Here is a 23,926-nt window from a genome sequence, read left to right as displayed (position 1 = left end):
AGGTGGATGAACGAAGTTCTGAGGTGGATTCATCCAGTTCAGAGGTGGATGAACGGAGTTCTGAGGTGGATTCATCCGGTTCAAAGGTGGATGAACGGAGTTCTGAGGTGGATGAACGGAGTTCTGAGGTGGATTCATCCAGTTCAGAGGTGGATGAACGGAGTTCTGAGGTGGATTCATCCAGTTCAAAGGTGGATGAACGGAGTTCTGAGGTGGATTCATCCGGTTCAAAGGTGGATGAACGAGTATCTGAGGTGGATTTATCCAGTTCAAAGGTGGATGAACGAAGTTCTAACTCTCCCCTGCTCCCCTGCTCCCCAGCTCCCCTGCTCCCCAGCCCCTCCACTCCCCACTCATACAATCCCACGCGCGGAATCGGTTGAGGTGATGGGGGATTATATGCAGTTAATAAGCAACTATCGGAGATAAATTGCAGAGCATTAACGAAATTTTCCACGCCGCCTTCGCTAAAATACTGCCATACCTGGTTAACAATACCCAAAGGCACGGTAGACTGGGAAATTAAATCGGGATCGAAAGCGTCATCCCCTGGCATTACAATGAGGGTTCTACCATTACGTTGCACAATTTCTTGCACTACTTCTAAGCCATAACCCCAGTAAGAACGTCCTCCTAATAGGCGCAAAATAATTACTTGGGCAAGTTCCAAAACTTGCTCGCCATAAGTATCTATGCTTAATTGTTGCTGCAACTGCAACAGGTTGGCGACTCTTAATGCAGGAAAGCTTGCAGGTAATTTTGTCACCGCAGCTGCCAAGGTTTGAATGTCAGTATCAGCAGCCGTAATCAAGACGAAAGGCGCGGGAGTTTGTTCTAAAAAAGTTATACCTTCTGACTGATTCCATCCACCTGATGTGCTACTTATACGATGCATAATCCTGTGTTACCGTTTTAAGTTATTGGTTAGTACATAATCAAAACAAACTTTTTTCCCTGGATTGTGCCCTCTCTTACCAAAATGATTGAAAATGCTTAGTTCTCCTGATTTGAGCTTTTCTCGAACCTTGCCTATTGTTGTATTTAATCAGCTTGGGGAGTTGTTAGAACAAATGGCTCAAACGGTGGGAAGTGCCGTTTTGATACTGACAGAAGCTACGTTGGCGCGGATTTACATACCTGTGGAGTGGCAAAGGCAAAGGTTTACATTAGTGGTTTCTGAGCAGTTTAGCGCCCTTTTGGTAGGAACATTTGAGCAAGGAAGCAGGGAAATAGAGGGGCAAGGAATTTACTCAGAAATCAATGCTCAGTTGACGTTTAATTTGGAGGCGATCGCTTCTTTTGTCTACGAATTGAAAGACTTGTTTGAGTGCGATTCTTATACTCACCAAAATCTCGAACGCTATCAGCAAATTATTAAACCCAATGACGCCACACTCCAAAGTCAATTCACGCTGTTGTTATTAGAATATCTCCTAACTCAGCCAAACCAAGAAATAATAGCATCTCCAAGCCCAATTGGGCCAGCAGTTTATATCTGTCAGCCAGTGGAAGATGCTTTAAAAAAACAAATTTCCCAAGAGCGGTTGTTAAACCAGGTAACAACGCAGATCCGCAAAAGCCTAGATTTGCCGGTCATTATGGCAACGGCGATTACACAGGTGCGTGAGTTTTTGGAATTAGACAGATTAGTAATTTATAAATTTGCAGCTTCTCAAGTAAATACTCAACCATACCAGTCTGATACTATTCCCTTCAATGAAACGGCACTGACAACAGACATGGAACTATCGGTTAGGGAATCTACCGAAATCTATTTTTCTATACACGAAAACAACGATCGATACTCGCCTTTTATATCAACAAATAATCAACCTCTACTAGGAGACTGCCAAAAGTATGGAGGTTATATTGTCTATGAAGCTCGTGCTACAAATGCTATTACATCGGTGTTGAATTACACGGAAAAAAATTGCTTTATCCGAACCTCTCAGTGTTGGGAGAAGTATCAGCAAGGTTTTACCTTGGCTGTGGATGATGTCGAAAAAACTTATGCTCTAGAAGAATGTTTGTTGAATTTTTTAAGGGAATGCCAAGTTAAGGCTAAGTTGGCTGCACCGATAATGTTTGAGGACAAACTGTGGGGATTGCTGATTGCTCATCAGTGCGATCGCCCATACCAATGGAATGATAGCGAAAAAAGCTTGCTGGTTGCGATCGCAGAACAATTAGCGATCGCTATTCACCAAGCTGAGTTAATGCAAACTCTCACCCAAGAAAAACAAAATCTCGAACAACGAGTTATTGAGCGGACAATGGCCCTGCGTGATGCTCTCCTCGCCGCCGAAGCTGCTAGCCGAATTAGAAGTGAGTTTCTCGCTACTATCAGTCATGAATTGCTCACGCCTTTAACTTATGTGATTGGGATGTCTTCAACGTTATTACGCTGGCCTTTGGGTGAATTGAGCCAACGACAACGGGGTTATCTGCAAACCATCCACGACAGTGGAGAACATTTATTAGCAATGATTAATGACATCCTCGATTTATCGCAAATCGAGGCTGGTAAAACAGCTTTAAATATTTCGGAATTTTCTTTAGTAAATGTTGCCGAAAATGCTCTGAAGTCGCTGCAAAAAAAAGCAGCGAGCGAGCAAATTAATCTCATACTTGATTTGCAAATCGATCCCAGGTGCGATCGCTTTATCGGCGATGCCAAACGAGTAGAACAAATTCTTTGGAATCTGTTAACTAACGCGATTAAATTCACCCCTAAAAGTGGCAGCGTTACCTTACGTCTTTGGGTGGAAGATAATACTGCTATTTTTCAAGTGGAAGACACCGGAATCGGCATTCCCGAAGAACAATTACCATTACTGTTTGAGAAATTTCAGCAACTCGATACGCCCTATCGCCGCCGCTACGAAGGTACGGGACTTGGACTAGCTTTAACTAAACAACTCGTGGAACTCCATCGAGGTCGAATTGAAGTAGAATCAACTGTAAGTATCGGCTCAATTTTTACTGTATGGATACCAACTCAGGCAATGAGAGTGGGGAGTTAAGAGTTAAGCAAGAGACGCGATGAATCGCCGTCTTTACAATAATCAGTCTTTGTAGAGACGGCGATTTATCGCGTCTTTGTGATGATTTATTTCTTCAATTTGAGGTTAGGCTAACAAGCATTTTTTCAAAAATTTTCAACACATGCTCCTCTCCATTGTCTCTAATAAAAATGCCAAAATTGGGGTGAGAGTTGATTTCAATTAACCAATATTGATTATCTCGATCTAATACGATATCAAAACCACCATAATCAAGGTCTAATTCTTCAAAAACTGGTTGAGCAAAATTAGCAATCTCTGATAGTATTTGTGGATCGTTAATATACTTGGCTTTCGCACCATCCCAGTGTAGAGGACTGAGATTACCGATAAATTTCGCATCAGTTATATCTTTTTCATAGAGCAAAACTAACTCTTTATTTAAGAAAATCGCTCTATATTCAGATTTAATCTGAATAAATTCTTGAGCAAGAGCGACGTAATCATATTTATGATTAATAGTAAAAATTTCTTTTAAAGCAGTTTCAATTTCATCTAGATTCTTAGACAAAAAGACATTATGTCCGCTTGCACCAGAGTTTCTTTTAATAATTACTGGTGTTTCAAAGTTTTCTTTTATTTCTAATACGATATCTTGAATAGTTGGAAATTTTAAGTAAATCTTATATTTGATGTCACAGAAAGGGGAAAGAAAACCCAGTGTCCGAGGAAGTTTAACTTTTTTATTTAAAACATGATAAGTATATTCTTTGTCTTTGAGCAGGTGTGCTACTGCTTGATTAAGTAAGGGAGTACTATAGTTACAAAAATAATGCTGTTTACTATTCAATTTTATTTTGACTAAATTTTCCGAAGGATGAAGAATTTCATAGCTGATATTTAAATTTTCACAAGCTTTCAGCAATAGCGAAACGTTGTCTAACATAAATACTTAAAGTTCAACTCAAAATTACGAATTACGAATTACGAATTACGAATTACGAATTACGAATTATTTTAACTTGCTGTTTGCCGTTTAAAAATTACTATCTCAGTCCCAACAACTGGGTTACGAGCTATTAGCTGATTTTGGGAGTCGAGAATTTCTAAATGGGTAAAATCAAGTTCTTGAGAGCGTTGTAATATTTCCGCAGCTAGTTTGTCTTGCTGAGATTCATTGAGAGTGTACCAATCGTTACTAATTTTGACAGTCAAGTTACTTGTACGGAAGTTGGCTTGAATTGACTTTATCAGACCAGAGGCAACGCGATCGCTAATTTCAGCTACCTGATTTTCAATAGCCGCAATCAAAGCTTGTTCAGGTGTCAATTCTATGATGGGTGTCGGTGTTGGTGTTGGGATTGGCGTTGGCGTAGGAATTGGTTCTGGTTCTGGTGTTGGTGGGGTAATTTGTGCTTCTGGCGGTGGCGTAATTTCTTCTGGTGGCTGTGGTTCTGGTGCGACTGATTCCGGTGGAGTAGTTATCGTTGGTGTTGGTATCGGAACCTCTTCAACTGGGGGAACAGTTGCTATTTCCGTAGGTTTCCCAGTAAAGATAGTCGTAGTTGTCCAAATGAGAATTACAGCAATTCCAGTCACAATTCCTGTCAAAGCTGTATCTGATAACTTTGTTGACAAATTTGATGGTAAAAACAAGCGGATTGTCCTTAACAATCCACCCCACCGCAACTGAAGCTGCTGAAAAAAACCAGGTTTTTCCTCAGTACCAGGTGGGGGTGGTGTCTCCAGTTTTTCCACAGTTACTTCTAAAACCCCAATCGTCCCTTGGAGAAGTTGGATAATTTTAGCCTTCCAAAATGGCTGAACTCTCTGGTAAGGTTTTTGGGGAGGTTGAGTTACTTGCTTATCCGTCGGTTTTGACTGATTGTCTTGTGACATGGAACTTTCACCAAAAGCAGCGAATCAAAGACAAACAACGTACATTATTACTGGTGCTGCCTTCTTTTGCCTTAATGTATCACTACATTGCACATTGCTTCAGCTAAACTGACTATTTATTAAATTTGGTGAGTTATGAACCTGAAACGCCGTCAATTTTTATTTTTAAGTAGCTTCAGCGCCATTGGTACAGGATTTTTAGCCTGGATGTTTACTCATCAAAATCATCAAAGTGCTGATATTAGCGACTCAACAACAGCTATAGCCGCTAACCCAGCCAAAAAAGACTTGTTATTACGTTTTGTGTCTGTTGCAGATACGGGGACTGGCGCTAAAGGACAGTATGCTGTGGCTAGAGCGATGAATGCGTATCATCAGAAAAATCCTTATGATTTAGTCGTTTTAGCTGGAGACAACATTTACAATAACGGCGAGATTGAGAAAATTAATGCAGTTTTTGAACGTCCCTATCAAGGTTTACTAAAGCTTGGTGTGAAATTTCAGGCTTGTTTAGGTAATCACGATATTCGTACTGAAAATGGCGATCCACAAGTCAAGTATGCTGGCTTTAATATGAAGGGACGTTACTATACATTTAAACGTAATCAAGTACAATTTTTCGCTTTAGATACTAACGGGAATGCTGATTGGAAAAATCAGCTAAGTTGGTTAGAAAAAGAATTAAGTCTTAGTAATGCTCCTTGGAAAGTAGTGTTTGGTCATCATCCGATTTATTCATCGGGTCAGTATGGGAATAATCCAGATTTTATTAAAACTTTTACTCCCCTATTTAAAAAATACGGCGTTCAACTTTACATCAATGGTCACGAGCATAATTATGAACGCACTCGTGCTATTGATGGGACAACTTATTTAATTTGTGGTGCGGGTGCTGGTAATCGTCCTGTAGGGCGTTCTGAGTGGACAGGATATTCTACCAGTGACTTAAGTTTTGCTTCTTATGAAGTGTATAAAGATAGAATAGAAATAAGTGCGATCGCTACTAATAATCGCGTTTTTGATAAAGGGATTATTCAATTAAAATCAGCTTAGTTATATGACTCAGCAAGAACTTCCTTCTGCACTCAAAAATATTGTTGAATCATCTCAAACACCAGATGCTATATTTTCTGCACTGTTACCAGTTATAGGCGATTTTTTACAGTCTGATAGATGTTTTCTATATCTGCACAATCCACAAAATGACCTTGGTAGAGTTGCCTTTTGTTGGATTCGTACTCCAGATGTACCTACTGTTTATAATGAAGAATGGGCAACACAACCCCCATCTGTAACAGATGAAGATCCGATGTTTGCTGCTGCGCTACGTGCTAAACCTTCAATCTTTGTAGAAGATGTAGAAACAGCTGATTCTCAGGTTTTAAATCGGGAATTTGAACAGAAGTATTTTGGACATCGTGCCCTTATTCATGCCCATATCTGCCAGGATGGGCAACTCTGGGGAATTTTACAACCATGTATTTTTGGTCATCCCAGAATTTGGACTGAATATGAACGAGTAGTGATTAATAATCTTGTCGAAAAAATTACGCCTATTGCAGTTTCTTATGTAAAGTCTGCTTTTGATTAGTGTTAGCACTTAAATTTCTCGATTGAAGTGGTAGTTTTTGTTTTTCCCACTCATGCAAATTTATGATTCATACTCTTGACAAAATCTCCAAGAGATCGAATGAAACAGCCCTGCCTTATTTTCAAGGCAGGTTTATGAATGAGCAGAACAATCAAAATTATCGTTCACAAAGTCGTTACTGACCGTCCTGCACGCAGGGAACCACGAGTGAGTTCAAAAACGCCGCCCCAAAGCCTACCCCTTCATGACAAAACCTCGACAAGAATTACGGAAACAACTGCAAACTTCTTAATTGGCAACTGTTTCCGCTTTTCTTAGTACGATTTGTCTTTAGGCTACAGTGACTCCTAGCGTATAGGAACCAGCATTAAAATAGCCAGAACTGAAAGTCCCGCCATTTTGAGGGAAGTAATCATAATCACTTACTGAAATGGAGTAAGTACCTGCCCCTAGTGAAGCGGTGATTGATTGAGAACTACTGGAACTCTGTAAGTTACCGGCACTATTAAATAGGCCGAGAACTGGATAGTTATTGTTATAATTTGGCGTGTTGATAGTCACAGTTCCTGGGTTGGCTAAAGAAAATGTGAAAAAGTCGAAATCAGGCTTGTTCCCTGGAAGCGTTGCCAGTTGAGCAGAGGTATTAACTTCTGAACCTAATGTTAAAGTACCTAGCTTCTCAGCAGTAGCTAGTGTGTTATTTGTCCCTTGTCCAGCATCTTCTTTCTCGTAGAACAGGAAGTCGTCACTATCAAGCTTCAAAGGCGATGCTTGCACAACACCAATGAGTTCATCTAGCTCTCCTGAGTTGTCCAAAAATACCCTTGTATCGGCTCCCACAGTCTGCAAGCGATAGTCTCCCACTGTTCCTTTGAGCTGGATTGCATCTTCGTTGGAGTTGAAGCCACTGATGGTAGCGTAGTCTGCTAAACCACTACTTCCACTGTTGTTATCGTCATAGAAGACATTAGTAGCATCTCCAAGTAAGAACTTATCTTCCCCAGGCCCTCCAGTTAGGGTATCAACCTCCCCTAATCCAGGAGAATCAGAACCATTAGTATCAACGCCTATGAAGACATCATTTCCAGGCCCCCCAAGGAGAATGTCATTGCCGACGCCGCCACCGAGGGTGTCATTGCCTTCTCCTCCTTCGACTTGGTCATTGCCAGCCCCGCCAAACAGGCTGTCATTCCCATCCTCGCCCAAGACGAGGTCATTACCTTCCTGACCATCAAGAAAGTCATCGCTATCTCCACCAAGCAAGGTGTCATTGCCGCCTCTGCCAAAAAGGGTATCACTGCTGCCTGCTCCAATCAGGGAGTCGCTAAAACTAGAACCAAAGACTTGCTCGATATTGAACAGGACATCATTCCCATCTCCCCCACTGGCAGTTCCAGCGCTAAGGTCAACGGTGACTCCAGCAGTGGCATTTGAATAGTCAGCAGTATTAATGCCAGTCCCACCAAAGAGTTGGTCATCCCCGCCTCCACCTTGGAGTTGGTCATCGCCATCCCCACCAAGCAAGGCGTCATTGCCGTTGCCGCCTAGCAGGGTATCATTGCCTTCTCTACTAATGAGGTTGTCATTCCCGTCCTCACCATTGAGAAAGTCATTGCCAGCCCCACCAAGCAGGATGTCAATGCCGCTACCGCCAAGCAGGGAGTCATTGCCGTACCCGCCATTGATAAAGTCGTCGTTAGCCCCGCCAAGGAGAGTGTCATTGCCGTTATCGCCAAAGAGGCGGTCATTACCAGCCTCACCATTGACAAAGTCATTCCCGTCCCCACCACTGATGAAGAAGTCATTGGCAGCTCCGCCAAGGATGGTGTCATTGAACCTAGAACCAACGACTCTTTCAATCTCCAACAGGACATCACTCCTGCCCTGCCCTGTAGCGGTTCCAGTGGCAAGGTTAATCGTGACTCCGGAAGTGGCACTGAAATAATCAACAGTATCAACACCAATTCCACCCAAGAGTTGGTTATTGCCAGTCCCACCACGCAAGGTGTCATCGCCAGCCCCACCACGGACAGTATCGTCGCCTTCTTCGCCATCAAGCAGGTCATTGCCAACTCCACCATCAAGCAGGTCATTGCCACCTCTACCAAAGAGGGAATCATTACCGCGCCCGCCAATTAGAAAGTCTTTGAAACCAGAACCAAAGACTTGTTCGATATTAAACAGGACATCATTCCCAGCCCCTCCATTGGCGGTTCCAGTCGCCAGGTTGACGGTGACACCGGCAGTGCTATTTGAATAGTCAGCAGTATCATTGCCAGTCCCACCAAAGATTTTGTCATCCCCGTCCCCTCCTTCTAGTCGGTCATGGCCAGCCCCGCCAAGGAGGGTGTCATCGCCAGCCTGACCAATCAAGTTGTCATCGCCATTCTCGCCATCAATCTGGTCATCGCCAGCCCCGCCATTGAGCGTGTCAACCCCTTCCCCACCAAAGAGTTGGTCTTTACCGTCTTCTCCAGCGAGTCGGTCATTTCCGTCCCCGCCTTCGATAAGGTCATTGCCAGATCCAGCAAGGAAAGCATCATTACCGAACCCACCAAGCAGGGTGTCGTCACCGCCTTTGCCAAGGAGTTGATCGTCCCCATCCTCACCATCGAGAAGGTCATTGCTAGATCCACCAAGGAGGACATCATCGCCCAACCCACCAAGTAGGGTGTTCTCGCCGTCCTCACCATTGAGAAGGTCATTGCCGTCCTCGCCATTAAGCGAGTCATTGCCAGCCCCACCCAAGAGGTCATCATTGCCCCCCCGACCAAAGAGGTTATCATCACCGCCCTGACCAAGGATAGCGTCATTCTCAAACGTGCCAATTAGAGTGTTATTGCTGTTATCTCCAATAATGTCTGCCATATTAATCCCCTCGGTTATAAGTTTGATTCAGAGATATTCGCTGGCAGAGGTGTCATCTATGAGTAACCCTGCCAGCGGGGAAAACCCTAGATAGGTAGTTCAAAGAAATGCAACATCTACTTAGACTGGTTTCGTAACCGCTTAATAATCCGGGGTAAATCGCTCAGTGACAAGGCTCAAATGGCGTAAACTCGTTCCTGAACTGGTAGTTCGCCCCGATTTATTGAGCGGTTACTTTCATCTTTTGTATTTAAAGTAAAACAAAAGCCTGTATATCTCAAATTCTTCATTAAAAATTAAGCCAATTTAAAAAAAATCAACCTAACTAAGCCAATTGTCTTGAGAATCTGTTTCTTGAAATAAGATTTCAATTGTTACAGTTTAAAGTTTGTGCTAGTTTTTGCACTACTTTGCACTACATTGAAATAGTATATAACACAACGTAGTTCAAATACGAGTTAAGACTAGGTTAAGGCTAGAGTTTTTGGTAAAACCTAATTGGGATAAAATATTGAGAAGACATATTTCACCGCACAGCAAAGCTTAAAAACTTTACTATGAAAGAGTTACAGGAAAATCCTTTTGTCAAAAAAAAACGGCATTGAGCCGAGATAGCAATAGCGTTGGCGAAATATTACTTAACATAGAAATTTTATGATTCTTGAGGCAGTTATTCTTCATGTAAAACCTGGTCTAGAATTTGATTTTGAAACTACTTTCAAAAAAGCTTCTAAAATTATTTCCTCAATGGACGGATATTTATCCCATGAATTGCATAAATGTATAGAAGTCAACGGGAAATACTTATTACTTGTCAGATGGGAAACTTTAGAATCTCATACTGTTGGATTTAGAAGTTCTGCTGAGTATCAAGAGTGGAAAAAACTTCTGCATCATTTTTATGAGCCATTTCCCACTGTTGAACACTTTGAAGGAATTGAAATATGAAAAACAATAAGTTATAAAAACTCATCCTTTGATAAGTTCAGAAGAAGCTGGAGTTAATACAACTTAAACTCAACTTATAAATGTTGGTGTTTTAGTTACAAATAACTCGTTTTTAGATAAGTAAAACTAAAGTTGGATTTAATCAACTTAATGATTAATTATAAGAAGTTCAAAAATGATAAGTCAAATAGAAGTTTTAGTTGAAAAAACTTCTATTTGACTTATTAATGAACAAGTTTTAGTTAGTCCAGCACGTTCTGGAGTTACAAATAAACAAGTTTTAGTTAGTCCAGCATGTTCTGGAGCTATAAATGCTTGTTCTGTAGCAACGCACCATCAAAATATAGTCTATCTGGTCGTTTATATACCCCTTATACCAATTCAATTAATGATTGCAACACATCCTTGGGTAAAGACGCGACGCCAGTCGCTACAACGGGGAGGCAGCGCGGTCTTGGGGGTTCCCCCCATGAGCGACTGCCGTGGGAACCCCCGCAACGCGCTGGCTCATGAATCGCGTCTCTACAAATGGTCTATTTGTCGCATTCTTTTTTCAAATTGGTATTACTCTACTCGTTGCAGCTGTGCTACTCTGGGGTCAACAATTTTTTGTCCTAAGCCAGAAAATTTAATTGCTACAGACATCTTATTACCCGTTCCGAAAACATGGGTGATTTCACCAAGACCAAAAGTTTTGTGTAATACTCGATCGCCTACTTGCCAATTCTGCTTCGTGTCTTGCTTTCCATTCGGAGTAGAGGCACTTTTGGTATAACTTTGGCGACTCAGGCGTTGAGTAGTTAGTAATTCTTCTGGCAATTCGTCGAGAAATTGCGATCGCACAGCAGGTTCGCGAGAACCATACAAACGACGTTCCCGCGCGTGTGATAAATATAACCTTTCTTGGGCGCGAGTAATCCCTACATAACACAGGCGGCGTTCTTCTTCCAAAGATGCGGGGTCACTTAGCGAACGAAAGCCAGGAAATAGTCCTTGTTCTAATCCCACCAGAAACACTACAGGAAATTCCAAACCTTTGGAAGCGTGTAAAGTCATTAAAGAAACGGCTGTTTGCCCTTCTTTTAAGTTATCTAAATCGGAACTGAGGGCAGCACTGTTGAGAAAGTCTCGCAAGGAAATTTCTTCGTTTTCTTCTTGAAATTGCAGCGCAGCGTTGTAAAGTTCCTGAACGTTTTGTACCCGATCTGTGGCTTCATCTGTGCCTTGATTCATCAAGTCTTGAACGTAACCAGAGTCTTCTAATATTCCTTGCAAAACCTCAGTTACCGGAAGTGTAGCGACTTGTCCTTGCCAACGGCTAATCATTTCGGCAAAGTTATTTACAGCTTTTGTCGCCCGTCCAGCTAATGTATTAACTGATGTTTCATCGCTGAGTATTTCCCACAAAGTTGTCCCTAGTTGCCCAGATGCGTTTACCAAAGCGTCAATAGTGGTTTTGCCAATTCCCCGCCGGGGAGTATTGATGACTCGTAATAAACTGACTGTATCAGCTGGGTTAGCGATCGCTCTTAAATAAGCTACTACATCTTTAATTTCTTTGCGATCGTAAAATCTCATTCCTCCTACAACTGTGTAAGGAATTTGATATTTCACCAACAATTCTTCAAAGGGGCGAGATTGGGCATTTGTCCGATAAAGTATGGCAAAACTACCCCAGTCTAACTCTGGATTTTGGTTTTTTAAAGTGCTAATTTGATTAATTACAAATGCTGCTTCTGCAAGTTCTTCATCGGCTTTGTGACAAGTAATCTGTTCACCCGTTCCCCGCGTCGCCTTCAGAACTTTATCAATCCGTTGGGTGTTATTTTCAATCAGTTCATTAGCCGCTTGTAAAATGTTTTCACAAGAACGATAGTTTTCTTCTAGCTTAACCATCGTCCGGGTGTCATCATCTACCAAACCATCGCCAAAGTCTTCCTGAAATCCTAGCAAGATGGTGAAATCTGCCATCCGAAAGCTGTAAATTGATTGGTCTGCATCACCGACAACAAAAACTGAGCGATTTTCCCATTCCCATTCGCTCTTTTTGGTTTCGCCATTAGTAACCAATAAATTAATCAGTTGATACTGAGTACGGTTAGTATCCTGATATTCATCTACGAGGATATGACGAAACTTGCGATGCCAGTAACCTAATACCTGCTCATTTTGTTGAAATAATCTCGTAGGTACAAGAATAAGATCGTCAAAATCAAGAGCGTTGTTTTGTGCTAACTTATCTTGATATAAATTGTAAACTTGGGCTATTACTCGTCCGCGATAATTGGGTTGATCTCGTTCAAATTCTTGGGGTGATAAACCTTGGTTTTTAGCGTTACTAATAGCGTAGCGGACAGAGCGGGCATCAAACTTCTTATCGTCTAAATTTAGCTCTTTATTAACGATTTCTTTGATCAGACTGATAACATCTGATTCATCAAAGATAGAGAAATTGCGATTCCACTTGCGTCCTTTTTCGTCTACATATTTTTCAATATCAAAGCGGAGAATGCGAGAAAATAGACTGTGGAAAGTGCCACACCATAAGTCTTTGATCGTGTTTTTGTAAACTTGCGATCTCAGTAGTGTTTGTTGGTATTCTGTCAACAAATCCAATCGCTGACCGTGTTGTTTCATCGCCAGTTGTTCGGCAAACAGCCGTTGAATCCGTTCTTTCATCTCCCGCGCGGCTTTATTCGTAAAAGTAACCGCCAGGATATTTTCTGGATCGACACGGTGTTTCAGAATTAGATTTGCAATGCGATAAGTCAGCGCTCGTGTTTTACCGGAACCTGCGCCAGCAACAACTAGCAATGGGCCGCAGTAGTGTTCGACAGCTTGACGTTGGCTGGGGTTAAGGTGACTGAGAAAGTCGATGGTTGTTGTCATAGATGTGAAAAAGCGATGTCTCCGACGGTCACTGAGCGCAGCCGAAGTGCGGGCTACGCCTACGCCTGGGGTCACATCAATAGAAAGTCGCTATTGCCCAGATTACAACATCCTAACGAAACTTGGTCAATCGATTTTGGATTTTAGATTTACAATTTTGGATTAACCCCGCTTGACTACGGTCGGGGCTTGGGGATTGAAGAAAAGACGATTTTAGATTTGTTCCGCCCACAAGGGGCGGGGCTATAAAGATTGGGGGCTAACTGACTGTGTTAGCTTTGCAGTGATGATACAGGAGGGGATTACTCAAGCTTTTACATCCGATCGGCATTTTGAGCAAGCAGGATTTACAAAACTGTTGTAAATCAAAAAATACTGGGATTTTGACAACGTTTGTGTCGTAGCAATTTATGAATTGTCCCTACAATACGTTAACTTTTCTACGTGGATAAGTTAGCGACCAATTATTCCTGCGCGTTCTGTCGTAAAATCAGCGACGGGGAATCAAACATCAAAATATGATGAGCAAGCTCTAACTTGTTCTGTTGTCAACAGTAGGGGCAATTAAATTAATAAATTGCCCCAATACGTTTTTCTGGGGACATGACAATGTTTCCTAGACCGTGGTTTATTTGCTTGAAAAACGCTGTAATACCTAACTGAAAGTATAGTCACCAATAAGACTATTCACTCTTTGAGTACCCAATTGACATTAGGTAACAATACACGATACATCATCATTGAACCGTTAAATTTTTAAAGATGAAAAATTTCTTTAATTGCAAGTTTTACCAGTATAAAGAGGGGTGGATATGGATTTTAGCTTAATTGTATCCAACATTTTGAATCCGCCAATCTTGTTTTTCTTTTTAGGCATGACTGCTGTTTTTGTCAAGTCTGATTTGGAAATTCCCCCACCAGTACCCAAACTCCTTTCGTTGTATTTGCTGTTTGCAATTGGTTTTAAGGGAGGGGTAGAACTAATCAAAAGTGGACTGAATCAGGAAGTAATTCTAACACTCGTGGCAGCAATGATGATGGCTTGCCTTGTTCCAATTTACACCTTTTTTATCCTAAAGGTGAAACTGGATACTTACGATGCTGCGGCGATCGCAGCAACCTACGGTTCTATCAGTGCCGTCACTTTCATCACTGCCGGCGCTTTTCTCACAGAGCTTGGTATTCATTATGATGGTTACATGGTAGCAGCTCTTGCCCTGATGGAATCTCCGGCAATCATTGTTGGTCTGATCTTGGTGAGTATATTCACCGCCGATGAAAAGCGAGAGTTTGCTTGGTCGGAAGTTTTGCAAGAAGCATTTCTTAATAGTTCAGTTTTTCTCCTAGTCGGTAGCCTCTTAATCGGTGTCTTGACAGGAGAACGTGGTTGGCACGTATTAGAACCCTTTGCTCAAGGGTTGTTTTATGGCATTCTCACCTTCTTTTTATTGGATATGGGACTGGTGGCTGCCAGAAGAATTAAAGACTTGCAAAAAACCGGAGTTTTCCTGATTTTATTTGCCATACTAATTCCAATACTCAATGCAGCCATTGGGTTAGCGATCGCCAAATTCATCGGTATGCCTCAGGGAAATTCGCTGCTATTCGCTGTATTGTGTGCCAGCGCTTCTTACATTGCTGTGCCTGCGGCGATGCGGATGACTGTTCCCGAAGCAAATCCCAGCCTATATGTTTCTACCGCTCTAGCAGTCACATTTCCGTTCAATATTATTGTGGGAATTCCGCTATATCTCTACGGAATTAACCTATTCTGGAGGTAATAATATGCACGTAGTTAAAAAGATAGAAATTATCGCCAACTCCTTTGAGCTTGCCAAAATTTTAGATAATTTAGACAAGTCAGGTGTACATAACCATGCCGTCATTAGAAATGTTGTTGGTAAAGGATTACGAGGAACAACAGAAGATTTAGACATGACCATGCTTGATAATGTTTACATTCTCGCGTTTTGTATGCCAGAAGAACTCAAGCGTGTTGTCGAAAATATCAGACCACTCCTGAATAAATTCGGAGGTACTTGTTACGTTTCCGATGTGATGGAAATTCGCTCTGTCAGATGTATCGCGTCTCTGTAAGAGAGTTATAAATTCAATGAAACATTTCATGGAACGTCGTGACTTTTTGAAGTTAGGAATGACCGGGGCCTTTGGGATGATGCTAACTGCCAGCGATTTACTCTGGCGGGTAGAACAGGCTAAAGCTGCCGAAATCCCCTCAACTTCCTCTGAATCTCTCAGTCCCGATGCAGCATTGCAAAAGCTGATTGACGGAAATCAGCGCTTTGTCGCTCATCATCCCCAATACCCCGATCAATCTGAGCTGCGGTTGCACGAAGTTGCTCAAGCTCAACATCCATTTGCAACTATTCTTAGTTGTGCGGATTCACGAGTACCCGCAGAAATTGTTTTCGATCAAGGCATTGGGGACATTTTTGATGTTCGGATTGCCGGCAATATTGCCACACATGAAGCGATCGGCAGTATTGAATATGCAGTTGTCTTATTAAATTCTCCACTGCTGATGGTGATGGGCCATGAGCGTTGTGGCGCAGTAACCGCAGCTGTCCAAAACGAATCGTTACTCGGTGATATTAGTACTTTTGTGAAGGCAATTAAGCCAGCAGTAGAAAAAGTCAAAAGTCAGTCTGGTGATGCAGTTGAAAACGCTGTGGTGGCAAATGTGCAATATCAAATTGAACGATTGAAGCGCTCAAAGCTTTTAACTGAGCAGGTGGAGTCAGGCAAATTAAAAATTGTCGGAGGACGTTACGACTTGGATACAGGGAGGGTGAGTATCATTACTTAATTCACTGGATGAGGGAGCAGGGGAGCAGGGGAGCGGGGAGATGAGGGAGATGAGGGGACAAGGGGACAAGGAGATAAACAAAACTCCTAACTCCTAACTCTTAACTCCTAACTCCTAACTCAGCACTCCTAATGCCCAATGCCCCATTCAATCCTGCACAGTCATTGGCAGACGAATAGTGAAAGTAGAGCCAATTCCTGGCTGACTTTTGACAATAATTTCACCACCCATCATCTGGCAAAAGTGGCGGCTAATTGCCAACCCCAATCCCGTACCTCCATACTTTTTGGTAGTTGAAGTATCACCTTGTGTAAAAGGTTGAAATAACTGCTGCTGTTGACGGTTAGACATACCGATACCTGTGTCGGTAACGGTGAAAATAATGCTGCCTAAAGGAGCATCCAGCCGGACTTCATCTTTTTCTCTTTTGACTGTCAGCATTATCTTACCGTTTGTAGTGAACTTACTAGCGTTACTTAGTAAGTTTAATAACACCTGCCGCATCCTGGTTTGATCGGCATACATGGTGCCAAGTTGCTCATCAAAATCCACTTCTAAAACATTGGCATTTTTTTCTATAGCTGGCTTGACTGTGAGAACAACGTTATGAATTAGCGTTGCAATCTCGAATGTCTCAGGATACAGGGTCATTTTCCCTGCTTCGATTTTTGACAAGTCGAGGATTTCGTTAATCAAGTGCAGTAGATGCTTACCAGCAGCATTAATTGTTTCTAAGTCGGTGATAAAGTCTGGCGATAAACCAAGATCCGTAGCGTCGTCTTCTAGTAGTTGGCTTAAGCCAATGACAGCATTTAATGGTGTGCGTAATTCGTGGCTGACATTGGCCAAAAATATGCTTTTTGCTTTGCTAGCAGCTTCGGCTAATTCTTTAGCTTGTTGTAGTTCTTTTGTTCGCTCAGATACGCGCTCAATCAGACGATTTAGAGATTTGGCGAGTAGGCCAATTTCATCTTCAGTGGTAACAGGCGCTCGCAAATCAAAATTATGTTTCCTGGCAACTTGTTCAGCTACTTGGGTTACAGTGATCACTGGTTCAGCGATCGCTCGACTGGTACGCCAAGCTACAATAGCTGCGATCGCTACCGAAACCAGCATACTCACGATCACGATGAATCGCTCAACTATTCTCGCCTGCTCAACGGCTTTTTGCCTTTCTTGCTCTTGTTCTTGGGCAGTTTGCAGGATGTTAGTCAAGCTTTGAGAAAGCTGGTCTAACTGCATGGCTGTTTCACCACGCATTATTGTTAATAACTGCGATCGGGCCGAAGAAATCTTCTGAGGCTGCACTTTTGGGGAGTCAATTTTCTGTAAGACAACCTCGATTTGGTCAACGTAGGCTTTTAAATTAGTCTTATAATCCAGCAATAAGGTCTGTAAAGTCGAACTTGTTGCTGCTAGTCTTTTAGGTTTAGTATCGAGAAATCCGCCAATTTTTGACTCTAGTTGCTTGGCTTTTTCAACATTCTTCAGAAAATCAGCTTTTTTGCTTTGCAGTTGTTGTGAATTTTCTAATACAGCAACTAGGTTATAACTATGTAATTGCGCTCCTACTACGGCATCTTTATAATTACTCAGTAGTTGTCCTTGTTCATAAGCTTGATTGAATTGTCTAACTTCCCTTCCTCGGTAGTAATTAGCAATCACTAACCCAGTCAGTGAGCCAAAAAAGCCAATTCCAATAGCTACAAAGTACCCATAACCAATTTTTTGATGGATACGCCAAGAACTAGCTTTGAGTTTCCCTCGTGAAGGAAATTCTATAGTTGGGAGTTCGTCTGTCGATGGCTCTTCGGCTGACACTTTTTTGCTTTTTGAACTGCTGTATATAGGGGTTGGCTTTTGAGGAAAGCATTTCTCAAACCTCCTTGCCTTCCTGCAAAAATAATCAAATTAGTTTAGATTGTCAAAATATCTTAATTAGTCATTAACATCTACATTATCTTCTTTTATCGCAAGAGCAAATCATTGCTTGCTAGATAATTAGTACCACCTTAAATTATATAAGTAAATTTTCCAACTGTTTATCTAAGTATAATTACTATAAAAATAACTTACTTTTTTTAGGATCGAAGATATAGTTTCCTCCACCAAAGACCCACCTGAGAGCGTCTTCTCCTGACTACACTACTTTCCACAATATGCGGTTGATAGCAAGCAATGAGTTATTGCGATCGCCTAAGCCACTACTCTACCTTACTGCTTCCTTATAAAATTAATACAATCAGGAAAAAAAACAAAAGGTTTGATACTTATTGGAAATTGGGGATGGGAAGAAGCAGAGGTGCAAAGGGGCATTAGGAGTGCTGAGTAATGAGTAATGAGTTATGAGTGCTGAGTTATGAGTTATTCTCCCTCTGCTCCCCTGCTCCCTTACTCCCCTGCTCCCATATTCAGGCACACTTATCATAAAACAGGTTAAAAGTCTAGTCCATATGGACGGGCAAAAATTTTTATTACGTATTAATATCAATACGAATGCGTGAATTGACGAACGCGGCTTAAGATAGCTTTAATATCGGATAAAATCGGCTTCTAGGCTTATATAAATGAGAAGTAGAGTGATTTTTGGATAATCTGTACTTAGATTTAGTACGATTATGAGCAAATGACACGGAATGGGATAATCACAACCTGAGGATTCCGGTTGATTCCAAAAATAGAACTCAGGAAGTTGATTATAATACATCCTGCTGCTTTCTGAGTTCTATCCTCCTACTGACTGTCTATCTTGTAGTTGATGCAGTAGATAGTATGGGGCAACTATGGTTATAGGACACTAAAACTTTTTGTGCCTTTCACCAAATTGTACTGATTCCCAAGTACATTACCTAATCATCAACCCTTTGGTTGTAATTATCCAGATTAGAAAAACTCAACTGTCAAATTAATAGGAGTGAAAATGCCAGAACAAGAATTTACCGAAACCCAATCTAAAGAGACTACAGTGGCAGAGATCAACAGCCAAACGGGAACCATCACCAAACTCCAGCCTCCGGCACAGCCTCAAGACGAATGGGTAAAATACGGGGAGCAAATTTCTACCTTTTTAGCAACATTACCAGATTATCTGGGAAGCTTCTTTAATCAATATAAGCAACCCCTGGTAACAGTTGGTTTGATTGTAGGATCGATTGTTGCCGTTAAAGTACTCTTGGCAATATTAGATGCTTTGAATGATATCCCTTTGGTAGCACCTACTTTTGAGCTGATCGGTATTGGTTACTCTGCCTGGTTTGTTTACCGTTATTTACTCAAAGCCTCAACCAGGAAAGAGTTAACGAGTGAAATCACCACTCTTAAATCACAAGTTGTCGGCAAACAAATTCCAGAAGCTTAATATCTAATTATCGCTTCTCTATGAGACGCTACGCGTAGTATACTCCTGTGTAGAAGTACACTTAATTCCAAATGACTGAAGTCTGAACGCCGATTTTCAGCGTTCAGACTTCTCTCGAAGTTTCTTACAAAGTTTATTAACACTACGACCTGTAAAGGTCGCTTTCTCAAACCTTGGTTTAATTACGAATTACTAATTAGTAATTATTATTGAGGCGAACCTGCGGTGGGCAATTTACCCTTTGGGTTTGGTTTTGGAGTCTGTGGAAGTTCTGGAGATATTTTGGGCGATGCCTGGGTTGGGCTATCCCTACGCACTATATTCGGAGATGTAATTGCCGCCAGTTTGCCCCGTTTGACTAAAGCTTGATGAATCATCGCCGCCACTTCCGCCCGACTAGCTACTTTGTTGGGATCGAGGACTTGGGGATTTGGGTAGTTAACTACCAGACCATTGGTTGTAGCGGCAGCGATTTTACCGGCAGCATAAGATGGAATATCTTTAGCATCTTTATAGAAACTGATAATCTGATTTGGGGAAGTGGGTGCTTTCAAATTCAACCCACTGACAAGGGCAACTAAAACTTGCACTCGTGAAATATTTTGTTGTGGTTTGAAGGTTTTTTTCGGGTAGCCCTTAAGAAAACCCGCACTGATGGCTTGGTCAATTGCTGAAGTTGCCCAGAATTTTGTTGGTACATCTTGAAATGCGATCGCAGTCTTAGATGGTTCTTGGTCAAAAGCTTTTTCTAGTATGGCAGCAAATTCAGCGCGGTTTACAGGCTGATTTGGTCTAAAAGAATAATCAGGAAATCCTTTGAGAATCCCACGGGCAGAAAGAACGTCTATAAAACGCCTACCCCAAAAGTCATTAGGCACATCGTTAAATGCAATTGGCGGCGGAATGATTGATTTTGGTTTTGCCGGAGTTACTAAAGGCAACGCTGATGATTTGAGTGATGACTCAAGTTCTGTTGCAGGAGATATAGGTGTTTGTGGTTGTGGGGATTGAGTTGGAATTACCAGAATAGATGGTAACATTGCGCGGTAAGGAGTTGCGCTGTTAGTTGGGAATGAAGGTGTCTTGGGTTCAACAACAGCTTCAGGTGAAGAATAGGGCAAAACGTTGTTGGGGACTGTATAAGGTTCTACCTTGGCAGTAGGAGAGGGCAATACTTGATTTGGTTGAACGCTAGGAGATGGAGTAGAGGAAGGCAACAGCAGTCCGTTTAAGTTCCAGCTAGAATCTCTGCGGGACAATGACCAAAAAAGAATCGCTCCGATAGTGGTGAAGGCAACCAAAATGGCTATAAATTCATCAAAGCCAAGGGCAGTTTTTGGGGATGACTCCGGTTCGGAAGGAGGTCTATTTGTCATCGTGATTACCCTGGTAGCAGTAAAATTTGTGTCTAAACAAATTAAGCCACAGATGACTCTTTTACACCAGCCCTTTTTTAATTCGTAATGACGCTCCTGCGTCGCTAACGCTGCGCTAACGTAATTCGTAATTCGTAATTTGTAGTACGGTATTAGATTTCTGGTTCAATGCCAAGCGATCGCAATTGGGCAGCTAGGCGATCGGCTCTTTGGGATTCTTGTTCTGCTCTTTGGGATTCTTGTTCGGCTCTTTCATCGCCACTCAACAACAAATTCCCTTGTAAATCCCACCAACGCAACCAGGGTAATTCCACATTCTGATATTTTCCCTGCCATAAACCTAATTCAACACCCAAAGCAACTATAGGATAATGTCCTCGTTCATTTGCTGGTAAAATCTGATACTGTCCTTCAATCAGATGATAAACTTCTAGGCTGGCTTTACTCGCTTCATAAATGCCGTAGAAGGCAGGACGAATCACCTGCTCATAAATCCAAAATTTACCCTTCAAAGGAGTTTTATCTCGTTCTTCACTACCGTCCCCAGAGACAAATTCTAAGACAATCAACGGGGCAATAAACTCTCGCCACATCACATAAGAACGTCGGGTTTGCCCATTGAGCAAAAACGGTACATTCGGGACATAAAACCAATCTGGTGCTTCCGCGCCTTTTTCAAGGGGATCGGTCAAGCGCCAGTAAATGCCTAAGTCCTGCCCTATACAGTATTCACCTTCAGGATTTAATTGCTTGAGAATCGGTGTAATTGAGTCAGTTAGTAGAAGGCTTTGGGGATGTTCTTGCCAATTTTTCACGAACGTACCATTGGACTCAGGAAGCTGGGTATGATCGGGGAAGGGGAAAGGAGCCAGAGCATTGGGTGGATCGGTTACAGAAGTCATAACGCTACCTTTGCACTTTTGGTAAAGGTTATTTTTAAGTTTAGCTTGCGTAGGCGTAGCCCGCACTTCGGCTGCGCTCAGTGACCGTCGTAGACATCGCTTTCTCAATATTCTCCCAGATTATAAATTGCCCGCCAATTACTTCCAGTTGCCTGAGAAAGATTTTCAGCTTGACAGACCACTAGTTTTATTAGATACCTAAACTAAAATCGGATTTTGAGGGTGGCAGAATGTAAAATATTAACTTATTCTTTACCTGTCTTTGAAAAAATCAGGGTGTCTAGTGCCAGAAGAATTTAGTTGCCAAATCTCACCGCCATTTTTGTCTGAGGGTAGCGATCGCGATCTTGGTTTAGATTCAACTCTCCAAGAACTACCAATGTATAACTTCTCGGTGGAAATCAGCCACACCGGGATGGAAGTGGCTAGTTTTTTGGACAAATACCCCTTGTTACCAGGAGTAATTTTGGTAGAACAGGGACAGTTTATTGGGATGATTTCGCGGCGGCGACTACTAGAATTTTTGATTCGTCCATTCGGACAAGAGTTATTTGTTCAGCAACCATTAGCTGTTCTCTACAGCTATGTGCGGACACCGATGTTGCTGGTTACTGATACAACATCGATTTTAACAACAATGCAACTTAGCTTAAAGCGATCGCCAGAATTATTAGCAGAACCAATTGTCGTAGAAACGGAATCTGGCGCTTATAGATTGTTAGATGTCCAAGAATTGAATATTATTTCTTGGCAAATTCGGGGAATCGACAATCTGATTCGTTATGAACGCAGTCAAGCCCAAATGATTCAAAATGATAAAATGGCAAACTTGGGGCGTTTAGTAGACGGCGTAGCCCACGAAATTTTAGACCCAGTAGGTTTTATTTGGGGGAACATAATTTATGTTTCAAACTACAGTCAAGATTTACTCAAACTCATAGCAGCTTACGACCGAGAGTTACCATCAGCTTCTCAGGCAATTAATCAGATTAAAGAAGAAATTGAATTTAATTTTTTAGAACAAGATTTGTCGCGCTCGCTCGCTAGTATTCGCACAGGAGCGGAAAGATTAAAAAAACTCGTTACTAGCTTGCAGAACTTCTGTCACATTGATGAGCTTTTTCCCAAACCAGTAGATTTACACGCCTGTATAGATAGCATCATTTTATTAATTAATAGCCGTCTTCAAGGAGAAATTGAAATCGTCAAATACTACGGTCAATTACCTCCAGTCTATTGCTTTATGGGGCAATTAAACCAGGTTTTGATGAATATTTTAAGTGAAGTTGTGGATACTTTACTCAATGAAGGAGTGCGACAGCAGTTACATTTAGAAGAGACAAAGACTGTTCAAAAACCCCGAATTGAGATTACCACAGAAGTTATATCACAAGAAGCAAGCAACCCAGATGCACCAGATTCTCGCTGGGTTTTAATTCGCATTGCTGATAATGGCTCTGGAATGTCTGAAGAATTACAACAGCAAATTATGGAGTCTTTTTCTCTGGAAACAAAGAATGGTAAAAATACTGGTTTAGCAGTAAGTTATCGAATTATCACTGTGAGACATGGCGGAAAATTAAATTTCCATTCACAAATTGGTATAGGTACAAAATTTGAAATATTGTTACCTTTGGTGTAGCAATATGCTATTAGGAAAATAACCTAAATGTGAACATTTTTATAAATATTTTATTTTATAAATATAGCGGTTATCGAATGGAAGCAATACACTTTGATCTTTCTCCAAACCTCTCTCCTAAAAGGCTACGGTATACACACAAGTCTGAAATAGCTGATTAACCAAGTTTTTACCCCACCCTAACCCTCCCCTTGCAAAGGGGAGGGAACTAGATTTCCGGTTTCCCCCCTTGGAAAGGGGGGATTAAGGGGGGTAATTGGACTTGTGTGTACACCGTAGCCTAACAGGAGAGAGACTTTGAATCTTACTGCCCTTCCCTAGTAGGGAAGCAGGGTGGTTTCATACGAAAAAAGAAAAATATATAAGTCTTGATTTCTCGTGAAAGTGGCATGGCTTTTTCCCTCACTTCCATTCCTCTCCTCCACGGGGGGAGAGGCTTTGAAACCCAGTTTTAGTTTTTCTCTGCTTGTATGAAACCACCCTGCCTTCCCTAGTAGGGAAGGGGCTGGGGGTTAGGTCTGTATTAGACTCAACCGAGAAGCGCTATAGGTTCTAAGCTCCTTGTTTGTCTATTAGACTTATCCGAAAATGGTAAATGTATACGGCAAAGGAATTTCAGCGATT

The 23,926-nt window shown here is 41.7% G+C and carries 16 protein-coding genes and 1 pseudogene; 9 read left to right on the top strand and 8 right to left on the bottom strand.

The window, feature by feature from the left end; genetic code table 11:
• Positions 1–895 (bottom strand): annotated as a pseudogene (locus RMX89_RS29515) (hypothetical protein); the annotation flags it as partial.
• A 94-nt stretch (positions 896–989) separates the two neighbouring features.
• On the opposite strand from RMX89_RS29515, the gene RMX89_RS29510 reads away from it, so the two are divergent.
• Positions 990–3,023: a GAF domain-containing sensor histidine kinase gene (locus tag RMX89_RS29510; RefSeq protein WP_322691428.1), complete on the top strand. Its 2,034-nt coding sequence runs from the start codon at positions 990–992 to the stop codon at positions 3,021–3,023.
• Positions 3,024–3,117: 94 nt separating this feature from the next.
• On the opposite strand, the gene RMX89_RS29505 is transcribed toward RMX89_RS29510, so the two are convergent.
• Positions 3,118–3,948: an ATP-grasp domain-containing protein gene (locus RMX89_RS29505; RefSeq protein ID WP_322691427.1), complete on the bottom strand. Its 831-nt coding sequence runs from the start codon at positions 3,946–3,948 to the stop codon at positions 3,118–3,120.
• A gap of 71 nt (positions 3,949–4,019) precedes the next feature.
• Positions 4,020–4,901 (bottom strand): hypothetical protein, encoded by an 882-nt coding sequence (locus tag RMX89_RS29500; RefSeq protein WP_322691426.1) that lies wholly within the window; start codon positions 4,899–4,901, stop codon positions 4,020–4,022.
• Positions 4,902–5,036: 135 nt separating this feature from the next.
• Between RMX89_RS29500 and RMX89_RS29495 the strand changes: the two genes are divergently transcribed.
• The gene (locus RMX89_RS29495; RefSeq protein ID WP_322675208.1) at positions 5,037–5,954 is read left to right on the top strand and encodes a metallophosphoesterase family protein; all 918 of its coding nucleotides are present in this window, start codon (positions 5,037–5,039) and stop codon (positions 5,952–5,954) included.
• Positions 5,955–5,958: 4 nt separating this feature from the next.
• Positions 5,959–6,492, top strand: coding sequence for a GAF domain-containing protein (locus RMX89_RS29490; protein ID WP_322675209.1), 534 nt, complete (start codon positions 5,959–5,961; stop codon positions 6,490–6,492).
• Positions 6,493–6,822: 330 nt separating this feature from the next.
• On the opposite strand, the gene RMX89_RS29485 is transcribed toward RMX89_RS29490, so the two are convergent.
• On the bottom strand, positions 6,823–9,360 hold the full coding sequence (locus tag RMX89_RS29485; RefSeq protein ID WP_322675210.1) for a calcium-binding protein: 2,538 nt from the start codon (positions 9,358–9,360) through the stop codon (positions 6,823–6,825).
• Between the two features lie 654 nt (positions 9,361–10,014).
• Between RMX89_RS29485 and RMX89_RS29480 the strand changes: the two genes are divergently transcribed.
• Complete coding sequence (locus RMX89_RS29480) at positions 10,015–10,308, top strand: antibiotic biosynthesis monooxygenase (protein ID WP_322691425.1); 294 nt, start codon at positions 10,015–10,017, stop codon at positions 10,306–10,308.
• Between the two features lie 564 nt (positions 10,309–10,872).
• On the opposite strand, the gene pcrA is transcribed toward RMX89_RS29480, so the two are convergent.
• Positions 10,873–13,197: a DNA helicase PcrA gene (gene pcrA / locus RMX89_RS29475; RefSeq protein ID WP_322691424.1), complete on the bottom strand. Its 2,325-nt coding sequence runs from the start codon at positions 13,195–13,197 to the stop codon at positions 10,873–10,875.
• An 812-nt stretch (positions 13,198–14,009) separates the two neighbouring features.
• Here pcrA and RMX89_RS29470 point away from each other — a divergent pair.
• Genes RMX89_RS29470 through RMX89_RS29460 form a run of 3 tightly spaced genes read left to right on the top strand, consistent with a single transcriptional unit; the run spans position 14,010 to position 16,024 of the window.
• Complete coding sequence (locus tag RMX89_RS29470; protein WP_322675212.1) at positions 14,010–14,978, top strand: sodium-dependent bicarbonate transport family permease; 969 nt, start codon at positions 14,010–14,012, stop codon at positions 14,976–14,978.
• A 4-nt stretch (positions 14,979–14,982) separates the two neighbouring features.
• On the top strand, positions 14,983–15,294 hold the full coding sequence (locus RMX89_RS29465) for a P-II family nitrogen regulator (protein ID WP_289799207.1): 312 nt from the start codon (positions 14,983–14,985) through the stop codon (positions 15,292–15,294).
• A gap of 28 nt (positions 15,295–15,322) precedes the next feature.
• Positions 15,323–16,024, top strand: a complete 702-nt coding sequence (locus RMX89_RS29460; protein WP_322691434.1) for a carbonic anhydrase — start codon at positions 15,323–15,325, stop codon at positions 16,022–16,024.
• A 147-nt stretch (positions 16,025–16,171) separates the two neighbouring features.
• Here the strand turns inward: RMX89_RS29460 and RMX89_RS29455 are convergent, their stop codons facing one another.
• Complete coding sequence (locus RMX89_RS29455; protein ID WP_322675213.1) at positions 16,172–17,845, bottom strand: sensor histidine kinase; 1,674 nt, start codon at positions 17,843–17,845, stop codon at positions 16,172–16,174.
• A gap of 1,099 nt (positions 17,846–18,944) precedes the next feature.
• Here RMX89_RS29455 and RMX89_RS29450 point away from each other — a divergent pair.
• Complete coding sequence (locus RMX89_RS29450; RefSeq protein ID WP_322675214.1) at positions 18,945–19,382, top strand: CAAD domain-containing protein; 438 nt, start codon at positions 18,945–18,947, stop codon at positions 19,380–19,382.
• A 206-nt stretch (positions 19,383–19,588) separates the two neighbouring features.
• On the opposite strand, the gene RMX89_RS29445 is transcribed toward RMX89_RS29450, so the two are convergent.
• On the bottom strand, positions 19,589–20,758 hold the full coding sequence (locus RMX89_RS29445) for an S-layer homology domain-containing protein (protein WP_322691423.1): 1,170 nt from the start codon (positions 20,756–20,758) through the stop codon (positions 19,589–19,591).
• A gap of 152 nt (positions 20,759–20,910) precedes the next feature.
• Positions 20,911–21,660 (bottom strand): Uma2 family endonuclease, encoded by a 750-nt coding sequence (locus tag RMX89_RS29440; RefSeq protein WP_322691422.1) that lies wholly within the window; start codon positions 21,658–21,660, stop codon positions 20,911–20,913.
• A gap of 283 nt (positions 21,661–21,943) precedes the next feature.
• On the opposite strand from RMX89_RS29440, the gene RMX89_RS29435 reads away from it, so the two are divergent.
• Entirely contained in the window at positions 21,944–23,302 is a 1,359-nt protein-coding gene (locus tag RMX89_RS29435; RefSeq protein ID WP_322691421.1) for a sensor histidine kinase, read from the top strand.
• Positions 23,303–23,926 lie beyond the last annotated feature (624 nt).

It is taken from the genome of Nostoc sp. DedSLP04 (assembly GCF_034530775.1).
In the GTDB taxonomy this organism is placed as follows: Bacteria; Cyanobacteriota; Cyanobacteriia; order Cyanobacteriales; family Nostocaceae; genus Nostoc.
The sequence above is the reverse complement of the archived record's forward strand: the minus strand, read 5'-3'. Positions and strand labels throughout refer to the sequence as shown.